This window comes from Paludicola sp. MB14-C6, from assembly GCF_030908625.1.
Taxonomy (GTDB): Bacteria; Bacillota; Clostridia; order Oscillospirales; family Ruminococcaceae; genus Paludihabitans.
In genome coordinates, this window is sequence record NZ_CP133133.1 from 2186360 (window position 1) to 2200032 (window position 13673).

15 protein-coding genes are annotated in these 13673 nt (G+C 34.0%); 9 read left to right on the plus strand and 6 right to left on the minus strand.

The window, feature by feature from the left end; translation table 11 throughout:
* Positions 1-188 precede the first annotated feature (188 nt).
* From RBG61_RS10430 to RBG61_RS10440, 3 genes are read right to left on the minus strand one after another with little or no spacing between them, the layout of a single operon-like run.
* A complete protein-coding gene (locus RBG61_RS10430) occupies positions 189-1715 on the minus strand; it encodes a DUF4153 domain-containing protein (protein WP_307943232.1) in 1527 nt (508 codons plus the stop codon).
* Positions 1708-1929 (minus strand): helix-turn-helix domain-containing protein, encoded by a 222-nt coding sequence (locus RBG61_RS10435; protein WP_307943234.1) that lies wholly within the window; start codon positions 1927-1929, stop codon positions 1708-1710. The genes RBG61_RS10430 and RBG61_RS10435 overlap by 8 nt, the downstream gene beginning before the upstream one ends.
* A gap of 13 nt (positions 1930-1942) precedes the next feature.
* The gene (locus tag RBG61_RS10440) at positions 1943-2386 is read right to left on the minus strand and encodes a DUF2975 domain-containing protein (RefSeq protein WP_307943236.1); all 444 of its coding nucleotides are present in this window, start codon (positions 2384-2386) and stop codon (positions 1943-1945) included.
* Positions 2387-2578: 192 nt separating this feature from the next.
* Here RBG61_RS10440 and fabV point away from each other — a divergent pair, with 192 nt between their 5' ends.
* Positions 2579-3766, plus strand: a complete 1188-nt coding sequence (gene fabV, locus RBG61_RS10445; RefSeq protein WP_307943237.1) for an enoyl-ACP reductase FabV — start codon at positions 2579-2581, stop codon at positions 3764-3766.
* A 45-nt stretch (positions 3767-3811) separates the two neighbouring features.
* Here the strand turns inward: fabV and RBG61_RS10450 are convergent, their stop codons facing one another.
* The 3 genes from RBG61_RS10450 to RBG61_RS10460 form a co-directional block, all read right to left on the minus strand.
* Positions 3812-5131 (minus strand): hypothetical protein, encoded by a 1320-nt coding sequence (locus RBG61_RS10450; RefSeq protein WP_307943238.1) that lies wholly within the window; start codon positions 5129-5131, stop codon positions 3812-3814.
* Complete coding sequence (locus RBG61_RS10455; RefSeq protein ID WP_307943239.1) at positions 5100-5615, minus strand: RNA polymerase sigma factor; 516 nt, start codon at positions 5613-5615, stop codon at positions 5100-5102. Before RBG61_RS10455 ends, RBG61_RS10450 begins: the two co-directional genes overlap by 32 nt.
* A gap of 162 nt (positions 5616-5777) precedes the next feature.
* Positions 5778-5963, minus strand: a complete 186-nt coding sequence (locus RBG61_RS10460) for a hypothetical protein (protein WP_307943240.1) — start codon at positions 5961-5963, stop codon at positions 5778-5780.
* A gap of 381 nt (positions 5964-6344) precedes the next feature.
* Here RBG61_RS10460 and RBG61_RS10465 point away from each other — a divergent pair, with 381 nt between their 5' ends.
* The 8 genes from RBG61_RS10465 (at position 6345) to RBG61_RS10500 (ending at position 13672) form a co-directional block, all read left to right on the plus strand.
* On the plus strand, positions 6345-7205 hold the full coding sequence (locus RBG61_RS10465) for a pyridoxamine kinase (protein WP_307943242.1): 861 nt from the start codon (positions 6345-6347) through the stop codon (positions 7203-7205).
* A 164-nt stretch (positions 7206-7369) separates the two neighbouring features.
* Positions 7370-7987 carry an ECF transporter S component gene (locus tag RBG61_RS10470; protein WP_307943244.1) on the plus strand — a complete coding sequence of 206 codons (618 nt, stop codon included), beginning with the start codon at positions 7370-7372 and terminating at the stop codon, positions 7985-7987.
* Between the two features lie 205 nt (positions 7988-8192).
* Positions 8193-8795, plus strand: coding sequence for a sigma-70 family RNA polymerase sigma factor (locus tag RBG61_RS10475; protein WP_307943245.1), 603 nt, complete (start codon positions 8193-8195; stop codon positions 8793-8795).
* A gap of 130 nt (positions 8796-8925) precedes the next feature.
* The gene (locus RBG61_RS10480) at positions 8926-9201 is read left to right on the plus strand and encodes a zinc-ribbon domain containing protein (RefSeq protein ID WP_307943246.1); all 276 of its coding nucleotides are present in this window, start codon (positions 8926-8928) and stop codon (positions 9199-9201) included.
* Positions 9202-9592: 391 nt separating this feature from the next.
* Positions 9593-10123 carry a bifunctional pyr operon transcriptional regulator/uracil phosphoribosyltransferase PyrR gene (gene pyrR, locus RBG61_RS10485; RefSeq protein WP_307943247.1) on the plus strand — a complete coding sequence of 177 codons (531 nt, stop codon included), beginning with the start codon at positions 9593-9595 and terminating at the stop codon, positions 10121-10123.
* A 2-nt stretch (positions 10124-10125) separates the two neighbouring features.
* A complete protein-coding gene (locus RBG61_RS10490; protein WP_307943249.1) occupies positions 10126-11403 on the plus strand; it encodes a dihydroorotase in 1278 nt (425 codons plus the stop codon).
* 208 nt (positions 11404-11611) lie between these two features.
* Positions 11612-12550 carry an orotidine-5'-phosphate decarboxylase gene (gene pyrF, locus RBG61_RS10495; RefSeq protein ID WP_307943250.1) on the plus strand — a complete coding sequence of 313 codons (939 nt, stop codon included), beginning with the start codon at positions 11612-11614 and terminating at the stop codon, positions 12548-12550.
* A 24-nt stretch (positions 12551-12574) separates the two neighbouring features.
* Complete coding sequence (locus tag RBG61_RS10500; RefSeq protein WP_307943251.1) at positions 12575-13672, plus strand: carbamoyl phosphate synthase small subunit; 1098 nt, start codon at positions 12575-12577, stop codon at positions 13670-13672.
* The last annotated feature ends 1 nt before the right edge of the window (position 13673 follow it).

A 13673-nucleotide genomic window follows, 5' to 3' on the forward strand; every position in this document is an offset into this window, starting at 1 on the left:
TAAATATGTTAAGGCACCGGCTATAATAATGCTGAACGGTAGGGAGTATAGCATATGATATCGTATTGAATTTCGATCAGGCAAATGAATGAAAACCAAAACGAGATAAAGCACAAATAAAAATGCTGTAATTATAGGAGCGCTATAATATATCGTTCTTTTTTTAGTATGCATATCCATCCTCGACTTTATCTCGTTGCTTTCACATATTCTTGATAAGCAAGATAGGAAGATAAGTTGAAATTAGTCCATTTCTGTTTTTCATATTTATGAATAAATAAATCTAAATATTCTTGTGACTCCTTTGCAATTTGTTCATTTTTGTGTTTGGTTAATGGAATTACATAAGGAACAGCAGAATCGGATAGTTGATACAACATAGAAATATCCATTTCTTCAATTTTCCCTGTTTCAAACCATTCCACATTATATTTTGCAATCAAACCATCTATGTTAGAGAAGCTTAGTATGGTAAATAGAATTAGAAATGCAATAACAGATTGTTTTACAACATTTATTTTATCAAATACTGCCTTTAATAGTATGATAATGAATATAACGCCTAATAATATCATGAACCATGAGGTGTAGACTCGAAGCAATGTAAATCCATATGCATTAATATATAGAATCATTTTACTTAATGCAGTAGTAATCAGCATTAACGTAAATACGGATAAAATAATTGTGTATGCTTTTAAACCATTTGGTTTTTTCTCGGTTTTCCATTTGCATAAACCGTTTAATAAAATCAAAATAAACAAGTTCAAAATAGCGACAACACAAAGCTCGAAGAATCCACGTCTAGCATATTCAGCATAGCTAAAGCCTTCTGGTAAATAGCTTTGAAAAGCAGATAAGAAATAGCCAGCTTGTGCTATAAAGAACAACGCATAAAGTACGCAAATTGGTGTAACCGCTGTATATAAAATAGTGGATGGAACAACACGCATAGATTTTGTAACTTTTGCTTTTGACTCATCCGGAATATATTGTTGATGTTTTTTTCGTGCGTTTGAAAATAGTAATCCAAATAGATATAACGCAACAGGAATACCAAGAATAACTTGCATGATAAAAGTAACAACACTGGAACTGATGTCTTTTAACGCAAAAGACATCATATTTTCAAATAAGCTGTCTGCTGCAAGTAACAAACCTCCAATTACTAAAGTGATTGGCAAAGCTATTATTAACCCAAGCAGTATTAGCTTTAATTTGCCGTTCTTTTTGCTTTTGCTATTTGAAAACATAGCTTTTGGTGCTTCTACAAAATGAGCGAATGGCAATACAATAGCAGCATTTAACAGATCTAAACAAAAATGATTCGAAAGGAACTTTTTATTCTCATTTTGACAAGTGTAATAGTTCCAATATATAATCGCAAGAATAATAAAAACAGTATCTAGAAACGCTATCATTCCGTTATCTGTTATGAGATAGTTCATGCTGAATAGGTTAACCAGTAAAAAGAACATCACACTTTTGAAGTTTATAGATATATGACAGTTTTTGTAGTATATTAGAGAAAAAATACTGAATGTAATAAAATAGAATGCGGTGAATACATTTTCATGTCCTAAAAAGACGAATTTAATGAAAAAGTATCCAAATAGAAGGCATAGTAATGCAGCAATTCTTTCTACTTTGGAATATACTATTTTCGGCTTTTCTAAAGGTTGTTGTAATGTGGCTGATGAAATGATATTATCCATTCGGTGCACCTTCTTTCACATATTCTAAAATGTCACTAGGCTGGCAATCTAATATTTCACATAACTTTTCTAATGTTGAAAAGCGAATTGCCTTTGCCTTATTTGTTTTTAAAATGGATAAGTTGGCAGGAGTAATTTCGATTTTTTCGGCAAGCTCATTTGAGGAGACTTTTCGCTTTGCCATCATGACATCAAGGTTAACGATAATAGGCATAAGAATCTCCTTTCTAAATCGTATAGTCGTTTTCTTCACGAATGGTGATTGCTTTTTCAAATACATTCTTAATGACTCTTAGGATAATTGCAAAAAATGCTGCAGCAAAGCAAAGTAGGAATGCAATAAAACGATAAAATCCAAGAATTCCAAAGAGCAAGCTTGCTAAAAAACAACACCAGGATAAAATGCGGATGAGCTTTACATTTTGGTCAACAAACACATTATCTTTGTTGATGTTGGTTATTAACTTATTTAAAGAGAATATTGCAATAAACGCAGGCACTAGTGTGCAATATAAAATAATGGTTAGCGGCCAAAAGATGCTTTCTCTATAGGATATCTTATCGTACCACTCGGATATTTTAGGTATGATAAAAGCACCGATTGTTAAGAGTATCATAACAAATTTAACTAATATTGATGAAAGAGCAATTGATTTTGATTTTGTCCACATAAGGGTTCCCTCCTATATTTTCTAGTTGCATTATAAGCCTTAAAATATTATTTGTCAATATAAATATATCGTAAAACAATAAAAATATTCTGAAAAATAATATATTGGTACAATTTGAATATTTGTATGAGTTGTAATTTGGCTATAAATGTGATAAAATAACAAAATAATAATGATAAGGAGAATTTGCAAATGGTAGTTCAACCAAAAGTAAGAGGATTTATCTGCACAACTGCGCACGCAGAAGGCTGTAAGCAAAATGTTAAAAATCAAGTTAATTATATGAAATCACAACTCAAAACCAATGGAGCAAAGAATGTTTTAGTAATCGGAGCTTCAACCGGTTATGGTCTTGCTTCTCGAATTGCAGCTACTTATTCTTGTGGTGCAAAAACAATCGGAGTTATTTTTGATAAACAGGCTTCCGGCAATCGACCTGCAACTGCTGGTTGGTATAATACTGCCGCTTTTGAAGAACTTGCAAATCAAGATGGTTTTTATGCAAAATCTATCAATGGTGATGCTTTTTCTAAAGAAATTAAAGAACAAACAATTGCATTGATTAAAAAAGACCTGGGTAAAGTTGATATGGTAGTATATAGCCTTGCTGCTCCAAAGCGTTTGGCTGAGGACGGAACAGTATATTCTTCTGTTTTAAAAACGACAGGTGCACCATATACGAACAAAACGATTGACTTAAAAACCAACCAAATTTCTGAAATCACTATCCCACAAGCAACAGAAGAAGAGATTGAGCATACCATAAAAGTTATGGGTGGTGAAGATTGGAAAGAATGGATTGTGGCATTAAAACAAGCAGATGCGATTGCAGATAATGCTGTTACACTTGCGTATTCTTACATTGGTCCTAAAATTACCCATCCAATGTATTTAAAAGGTTCTATTGGTATGGCAAAAGATCATCTTTATCATACAGCGAAAGAAATAACAAATGAGTTTAGCAATAGTAATATCAAAGGTTATATTTCTGTGAATAAAGCTTTGGTAACACAATCAAGTGCGGCTATTCCGATTGTACCTTTATATATTTCAATCCTTTACAAAGTGATGAAAGAAAAGGGAAACCATGAGGGCTGTATCGAGCAAATGTATCGACTATTCCATGATAAGTTGTTTGGCGATAAAGTAGTGTTAGATGCAGAAGGAAGATTACGTCCTGACGATCTTGAAATGCAAGATGATGTACAAGAAGCAGTTATGAAGATTTGGAATACAATTAACAATGATAATGTAGAGGAATTAGCAGATTTAGAAGGCTATTGGGAAGATTTCTATCAAATGTTTGGTTTCCATATGGCGGAAATCAATTATGAAAAAGATATTGAAACTGATATTAAAATTCCAAGCATAGAAGAATAAAATTTAAAACCCCAAATGAAACTTATGTTTCATTCGGGGTTTTTACTAGTTAAATCGCATATCGGGTTGTGGCATATTTTTCATAAATCGAGGTTCAACAGCAGGAACATAGTAAATATTATAAGCTTGCAAGCCATTCTCATTTTTAACTTCTGGGATTTTCACATAAAATCGATATAAAGGCATAAAGTTTTCTTCAAAACGCTCATTATGATAAACTAATTCAGTGTGTTCAATTAAACTAATATCTCCGCTAAATGGTTCGTTTGTAGCCCAAGACTTGTAGTTACCTTGTGTAAGAATTTGTTTTGCCTCATCTTCAGATACAATCGGATAATCTCCAAGTTTTTCGCTTAAATCTGTTTCTGTAATCCAAATTCCAGATAACTCTCCATTTTCATTTAAACTAAAATGAGCAGTTTTAAAATGATATCCTAATATGGTTTGCGTTAAATTATCTGACCCTTCGTAGATTTCTAATGAAGTTAAACACTTATCATCCTCGTTATAATTAGAATTATCAAAATTATATTGAGGATTTTTTATATTTAGAATATTTTTATATTGACCATATAAAAAATCAATTGTACATTCATAATCTAATCTTGTATATTTTTGAGTAGGTGTAACTTTATAAGGTAAAGTAATCGGCTTTAAGAAGGCTATACTTATTTGACCGATACGATTTACGGATATTTTTACATTGTCACATATTGCGGTAAGTTCAAAAAAATCATCTTCCTTATATCCGTTATCAGTTCCGCCACAAGTGATTTGTTCATATTTTTTTGGCAAAACTCCAAGTTGTTTTGTTATCACATCAATTTTTTGTTGTAATTGTTCATCAGTTAGACCTGATGTTGTAACTCCGGAACCATCCGTTTTAGCTTTGTTTTTAAAAACAGGCATTGTTGTTAATTGAACAGATGGCTTCCATGGATGGTCAGTTGCTTTATTTAGACTAAAACCAAACGGTGTTCCTAGAGTTGGATTATCAGGTACGTAAGTCAGCGTAGGTAAACCATCAACAAAATCAGGAAAAGTAGAACTAGTGCCTTCACTTCCCTCAGCATCCCCACTACCACTTGTAGGTGGAACTGCACCACAAATCCCACCGCTTATACTGCTAGGCGGTTTAGCATTATCTTTTATATGATTTTGGTTGTTAAGCCAAAGCATTGTAGGAACAGTAACTACAACAAGCAAAAACATGGCTGCAAAAGACAGTATTTTTATTTTAGAAATGGATTGTTTGGGTTTATGATAAACAATAGCAGGATTATTTGCCAGCTCTTTTAGCTTTAATTTCAAAGAATCACTTGCTTGTATGGAATTAAGTTCGTTTATATATTGGTTCATATTCATCTTCAAACTCTCCTTTCAGCAGAGTTTTTAGCTTAGTCCTCGCACGATGAAGCCAAGTTGCAATTGTTGCAGGCTTTGATTGCAGTATGTTTGCAATTTGCTCGATACTGTAATCCTCGTAGTAATATAAATATATCACATTCTTATAATTTGTTGGCAATTGCCGAATGATGGGGAGTAGGTCGGTTTTATGCTCGTCCTCAAAAGTTTCATTGCAATCATCAAGGGAAACGATTTTTTGATGCCATGCGGCTTTGTAGTAATCTTTGCATAAATTGATTGTCATTCGAATAATAAAGGCTTTTTCATGCTCCTTGTTTTCAAAAACGGGGACTTTACTGATAAGCTTTAAAAATACATTTTGAACAATATCTTCGGCATCATTTTGATTTTTGACATAATGAAACGCAATACGAAGTATTGTATCAGAATAAGTATCTATGATAGTGGTTATCCATATTTGGTTTTCATAGCTATGATTCACTTCGTCTCCCCCTTTCATATACAATACGAATGAAGCATAGGAAATATTTCACAATATAATAATTTTAACATTTAAATAAGTAAAGAGCAACCAATAGATACATTAACAAACAAAAATGGACACGAAAAATCGTGCCCATTTCGACTATTTTAACGTATCAATTTATTTCATTAAATAAGAAACGTTTTCAATTACTGTTCCAACTGCTTTCATTGCTTTAGAAGCAGTTTTTCTAACATTTCTGCCCCTGCTTTTTCTTGCATTGGACATCATATAGCTTGCAGTTCCAACAACAGCTCCTGTTGCTAAACCTTTCACTACTGAACTTACTACGTTATTTTGTTTCATACAAATACCATCCCTTTCAAATTTCAATATAAGTTTGTATTCATATTGTTGCCGAAAGAGTGCGGTTCATTCACATTGTTTTACAAATTATCGACGGATTGGCAGCTAAAAATATTTCCAAAATTTCTTACAAAAACAACAATTTTGAATAAAAGTTTATTTCAAATTTATGCAATTTGCCAAATGAATAAATAGGGGCTAAGCAATTGCTAAAAATACTGTGTCATAATCTATGAAATGTGGTAAAATACAAGAAGGGAATTATTCAATATTACTAAAATACTAAGTAAAAGGTAAGCGTAGTGACTTTTTGCGAAATAATAAAAACATGGATATAATAAAAATACGGTTAAGATATTGTATCCACTTTTGGAGGACAAAATGAAACCAATAAAAAGCGTAGCAGCAATTCATGATTTATCTGGATATGGAAGATGCTCTTTGTCTGTTATTTCACCAATTCTTTCTGTAATGGGTGTGCAAGCTGTTGCAATTCCAACAGCGGTTCTTTCCACACATACTGGCGGCTTTGGTGAAGTAGTGATGAAAGATTTAACTGAATTTGTTGAAGAATCATTGTCTCATTACAAACGCATTGGACTCGATTTTGATTGTATTTATACAGGATTTTTGGGTTCAAAAGAGCAAATCAAGCATTGTTTGGATTACATTCAAGCTTATCCAAATGCATTAGCAGTGGTCGATCCGGTTATGGGTGATAACGGTAAAACATATCGCACATATACACAAGACATGTGTAGTTCTATGGTGGAGTTAGTGAAAGCGGCCGATCTCATTACTCCAAATAAAACAGAAATGTATATGTTGTTAAAAAAACCGTATAATCCAACGCCGTTAACACAACAAGAAGCGAAAAGCAATTTGTTAAAGTTAAGTGAGTTAGGTCCAAGTAAGGTAATTGTGACTGGTATTGAACTAGCTGATATGACGATTAACAATATTGCATATGATAGGGATTCTAATACATTTTGGAGAGTAATTTGCAGTTATGTACCGGCTTCTTATCCGGGAACAGGCGATATTTTTGCCAGTATCGTTGTGGCATCTATTTTGGATGGAGATAGTCTTGCTATTGCAATGGAACGTGCAACCCGCTTTTTAGAGTTAACAATAAAAACAACATATAGCTATGGAACCGATACAAAACAAGGCGTTATGTTGGAAAAAGGGCTAATTTGGTTAACACAAGGTCATTCCTTAAATGGGTATCAAAATTTATAATCATTCTTCTTTCTGCACAAGAGGAATGAAATGAGCTTTTGTGCAGATAAATAACAAGAGTGGAGTTTGAAGCGAAAGTTTCAAGCCATTGTTGTATGATATCGTCAGTATAAAGTAAAAATGTTTAATAGACGATATTTTACAACGAGGAAAGGAATGATTTTATGAATAAGAAAACAAAATTTTCAGTATATGATATGGCAATAGTGGGTGTAATGGCTGCCATTATTTTTGTTATTACATACTTTATTAAATTACCGATTGCAACACCTGCAGGAAATACAATGATAAAACTAGCAAATGCATTTTGCCTATTGGCTGGTATATTATTCGGTGGCGTTCGTGGTGGTTTGGCAGCTGGACTTGGTTCAATGCTTTTTGACCTTCTCGATCCTATATATATTACCAGTGCACCATATACTTTAGTATTCTTTTTTGTAATGGCTTTTGTGTGTGGTATCATTAGCAATTTAAAACGCAAAGAAGATGGTTCATTAAATCTGTCATTTGTTATTTTAGGTTCAGTAGTTGGTGCTTTGAGTTACTATGTTTTAAATATTGGTAAAAGCATTATTATGAAAACAGTAGAGGCGGTTGGCTTTGCAGAATTATTTACAGCTACGGGTGGTGAAGCATTTCAAGCTGCAATAGCGGCAAATGTGCCTAAAATGATCACTTCTTCTATCAATGTAGTAATTGCAGTTGTTATCGCTTGTATCTTTGCTCCAATATTAAAAAAAGCACTAACAAAAGCAGGACTTTATAATAAAATCAGTGTTTAGCAGTTTTTTCATAATAAAGGAATCGATATGAAAATGTCGGTTCTTTTATTTTATAACTTGGTAATATATAGGTGTAATCAAAATTACTATAAAGTTTAATGTTAATTTGGAAAAATTTTTGTGCAATTTGCGAAAAAGTGTTGACATTGCAAAAACCATGGAGTATAATGTTCACATATTATAGATGCTGGTAGGTTAAAAATCTATGGATAGTAAACCAATAAGCCAGGCAATTTTGAATAAGAATGACGTTGAATTATTAGAATGTTATCGGTCTGGTAATCAAGAAGCGGTTGCTTGTATCTTTGCAAGATATGCTAGTGTTGTGAATCGAAATATTGCAAACTACTATATTGCAGGAATTGATAAAGATGATTTAAAGCAAGAAGCTTTAATGGGGTTGTTTAATGCAATCCGTTCTTATAAGCAAGATCGAAACGCTAGTTTTAATACATATGCGAACCATTGTATAGCAAACAGACTGAAAAATTTTCTAGCTGCTTCTTCAACCAATAAGGCGCAAGTGTTAAATCGTTCTATTCCTATTGAAGAAGTCGAAAGCTATAAGTTTTTAGAAAAACAACCAACAAACCCGGAAAGTATATTTATACAGAAAGAAAGCTATCAATCATTGGTAGAGTCAATGAATTCCGTTTTATCTAACTTAGAAAGAGAAGTAATGAATTTATATCTTTGTGGTTGTGATTATCGGTTGATTGCTTCAAAGCTTAACTCCTCGCAAAAAACTGTGGATAATGCCCTGCAACGTGCAAGAAGAAAGCTAAAAGCGGTTTTTAATCATCTATAGTGTACAAAACAACGGTGAGCGTTGTTCATATAAGCCCTGCTAGCTTATTTTCAGAGCGTTGATTTCAAAGGAGACGGTGAAAACCCGTCAATGGGCAAAAAAATAATTATCCTAAGCGAGGTATTGGAAAATGTATCAAGACAAAACTCTAATCTGCAAAGACTGTGGAAATGAATTCGTATTTACTGCTGGCGAACAAGAGTTCTACGCAGAAAAAGGATTCGAAAATGAACCACAAAGATGTAAAGACTGCCGTTCAATCCGTAAAAACAGCATGAAAACACAAAAAGAGATGTTTACTGCTAATTGTGCTGCTTGTGGCGCGGAAGCAAGAGTTCCTTTCAGACCAAAAGAAGACAGACCTGTATATTGCAGCGACTGCTTTGCTAAAATGAAAGACGAATAATCTTTACACGATATTCTAAGCCTATTGATATATTCAATAGGCTTATTATTGTGTCTTTTTAGGATACAATCAGTATATGATAGATGCATATTTTGTAAATAAACGATACAATCTCTATAAAAATCAAAATTTCTATTTACAAATTATATTCCTTAGGGTATACTATAAATAAATAGATAACCTTTAAATTAGTCCTGTGAGGCTGACAAGGTGGTCGCTAGAACTTCATATTACATGCAAAATTGTGTTCCTATATACATTGAAATGTATAATTATACATAGTTAATGCATATTTATAAGTAAAAAGTAACCAAGTTGTCGAAGGACCGCTTGGTTTTTGTATTTTGTTTTAAAATTAAGAAATGGGAAAAGATAAATAGGAGGTGCTTTTATGCAACAAAATACTCTGATAATGGATGATAAGGCAATGCAACGGGCGATTGCACGTATTTCTTATGAGATTATTGAACACAATAAAGGTGTAGATAATTTATGCGTAATTGGAATTTTATCTCGTGGAGTTGAGATTGCAAATCGTGTTGCTAAAAAAATATTTGAGGTTGAGGGAAAAGTTGTTCCGGTTGGAATGCTTGATATTACATTATTTCGTGATGACAGAGAAGTGAAAGGTCATGTGGATAAGAGCGATATCACATTTCCAATTAAAGATAAAAAGGTAGTTTTAGTGGACGACGTTATTTATACAGGAAGAAGTGTTCGTGCTGCAATTGATGCATTGATGGCTCGTGGAAGACCTATGAGAATTGAGCTTGCTGTTTTAGTTGATAGAGGCCACAGAGAATTACCGATTCGAGCAGATTTTGTTGGTAAGAATTTGCCAACATCACGAAATGAAAAAGTGAAAGTTTCCGTAAATCAATTTGACGGAGAAGACAAGGTTGAAATTATTAAGGAGGATTAGAATTGGAAAGGCTGTTAGTTCGTAATGGATTGGTAATCGACCCTTTACAAAATATCAATGAAGTATCCGATATTTTAATAGAAGACGGTAAAATATTAAAAGTAGGAAAAAACATATTAGATCATACGGATAAGGTTTTGGAAGCCAAAGGGTTAGTGGTAATGCCAGGTTTAGTGGATATGCATGTTCACTTAAGAGATCCCGGCTTTACTGAAAAAGAAGATATTTATTCGGGTTGTAACGCTGCATTAGTAGGTGGAATTACCTCTTTACTTTGCATGCCAAACACCAAGCCAGTTATTGATAATAAAGATACAATTGAATACGTGCAAAAAAATGCACAACGAGCTAAAGCAAGAGTATATATTTGCGGTAGCATCTCAAAAGGCTTACTGGGTGAAGAACTTTCGGATTTTCAAGAGTATAAGCAATTGGGGTTGAAAGCTGTTTCTGATGATGGAAGACCGGTTGCGAATCATGAAATGATGAAAGCTGCAATGAAATTGGCTCAAGAAAATAATTTGCTAACCATTTCACATTGCGAAGATTTATCCATTGTAAACGGCGGCATTATGCATAAAGGTGAAATCAGTGAGAAGCTTATGGTTAAGGGTATCGACCGCTTATCTGAGGATTTAGTAACAGAACGTGAGATTGATTTGGCAAGAACGACAGGAACGCCTATTCATATCGCTCATGTTAGTACAAAAAAAGCAGTTGATTTAGTACGTCAAGCCAAAAAAGAAGGAATTGATGTTACTTGCGAAACCTGTCCACATTATTTTTCTTTCACTCATGAAAAGCTTTTGAATCGAGATGCTGATTATCGAATGAATCCACCATTGCGTGAGCTAGAAGATGTTGAAGCTATTATTAAAGGTATTCAAGATGGAACAATTGACTGTATAGCCACCGACCATGCACCGCATACCAAACGTGAGAAACAAGATTTCTTGAAAGCACCGAATGGCGTAATCGGATTAGAAACCTCATTGGCAGCTTCAGTACGTTTTTTAGTAGAAGCTGGTCATATTGATATGACACGCTTGGTTGAACTCATGTCTGTTAATCCTGCAAAACGATTGGGAATTCAAGCTGGATCATTAAAACCGGGACTACCTGCTGATATTACGTTGTTTGACCCTAAAATTCAATGGACTGTATTACCTGAGAGATTAACATCTAAATCTAAAAATACAGCGTTTAAGTTTGAGCGGCTAACCGGAAGAGTAAAATATGCTTTGGTTCAAGGTGAAATTGCATATGTTATGCGATATTAAGGATACAACGAATGCGTGCTTGTAAGGACTGATGCCCACATCTATCTCCTTGTCATATAAGTTAAGCCGACGGAGCGATGTAGGCATAGCTCCCTACATTGATAACCATGAAAAAGTGCGCATTTGTCTATTCCACGATATTAAAAAATAGTTAGGCTAACATTGTTATCCTAACAAACATATAAAAAACGAAAAGGGGAACGAAACAATGTCTATGGATCAACTGATTAAAAAAATCGTACAAACGCAAAACCCAACAGTAGCGGGATTAGACCCTAAATTGGATTTTATACCAAACTACATAAAAGACGCATTTTTGAATGAATTTGACAATCCATTAGAAGGAGCGTCAATGGCAATTCTTGAGTTTAATAAAGGACTCATTGATGCATTATGCGATATCGTTCCTGCAATCAAGCCACAATGCGCTTATTACGAAATGTATGGCTATTATGGAGTAAAAGCATTGTATGAAACAATGGAATATGCAAAGCAAAAAGGGATGTATGTAATTACCGATGGAAAAAGAAATGATATCGGTACTACAATGGAAGCCTATGCAATTGGCCATCTTGGTAAGACGGATGTAGATGGCGAAAAAGTAGAAGCCTTTATGGGCGACTGCTTAACAGTTAACGGCTATCTTGGAACAGATGGAATTGCACCTCTTTTAAAAGTATGTAACGTATATGACAAAGGAATTTTCGTGCTTGTTAAAACCTCAAACCCTTCTAGTGGTGAACTGCAAGATCGGTTAATTGATGGAAAACCTGTGTATGAAATTATGGGCGAGATGTGTGAAAGCTGGGGAAAAGATGCAATGGGTGAGTATGGATATAGTGCAGTTGGCGCCGTAGTAGGTGCTACTTATCCTGAGCAATTAAAAGAACTTCGCAAAAAAATGCCACATACATTCTTCTTAGTACCTGGTTATGGTGCACAAGGCGGCGGAGCGAAAGATGTAAGCTATGCATTTGATGAGAACGGATTGGGAGCAATCGTAAATTCTTCAAGAGGAATTATGTGTGCTTATCAAAAAGAAGGCTGTGATGAAACAGAATATGCACAAGCTGCAAGAAGAGAAGCGATTCGCATGAAAGAGGATATTTTAGGTTGTATCAATACAATCCAACTTGCAACGAAATAGCGCCCTGAAAGGAATGATATCAATATGTTCAATCAATTAAAAAAAGCTTATTTGCTGTTAGCAAATGGTAGAATGTTCGAAGGAAAATCCATCGGTTCTAAAGGTACAACCATTGGAGAAATTGTTTTTGCAACAGCTATGACAGGCTATCAGGAAACACTAACTGATCCAAGTTATTATGGACAAATTGTAACCCAGACCTTTCCGTTAATCGGAAATTATGGTACAAATTCAATAGATGTAGAGTCAAACAATACATATTTAAATGGGTATATTGTTCGTGAGCTCTGCGAGTTACCATCTAATTTCCGTTGTGAAAATACACTAGGCGAATTTTTAGAAAAGCAAAATGTTGTAGGTATTGCTGATATTGATACGAGATGTCTCACTCGTATTATCCGTGAACACGGTGTTATGAACGGAATGATTACAACCGAAGAAATTAAAGATATTGATAAAGCACTTGAGCAAATCAACGCTTTCACAATAAAAGATGCAGTAAAAACAGTTTCTTGTAAAGAAAAATCTTATCATAAAGTAGAAAATGCAACAAAAGAAGTTGTACTTTTTGACTTTGGATATAAATATAACATCCTTCGTAAACTAAATAATTTAGGCTGCAATGTGACAGTTGTACCGTATAATACAACCGCAGAAGAAGTAAAAGCTATGAACCCTGACGGCATTATGCTTTCAAATGGACCAGGGGATCCAGCTGAAAACATAGAAGTAATTGAAAATTTAAAAGATATTATCAAGCTGCAAATCCCAATTTTCGGAATCTGCTTAGGACATCAACTTATGGCTCTTGCAAATAATGCTAAAACACATAAATTGAAATACGGGCATCGTGGTGCAAACCAACCGGTAATCGACTTGAAAGTAGATAGAACCTATGTTACCAGCCAAAATCATGGATATGCAGTCGAAAGCGATAGCATTGATTCAACAGTTGGTACAGTAAGTCACATCAATGCAAACGATAAAACTTGTGAGGGCGTAAGCTATTTTAATACAAAAGCGTTTACTGTTCAATTCCATCCAGAAGCTTGCGGTGGTCCATTGGATACCTCTTATTTATTTGATCGATTTATCAATTTGATGGATGGAAAGGAAGTATAGG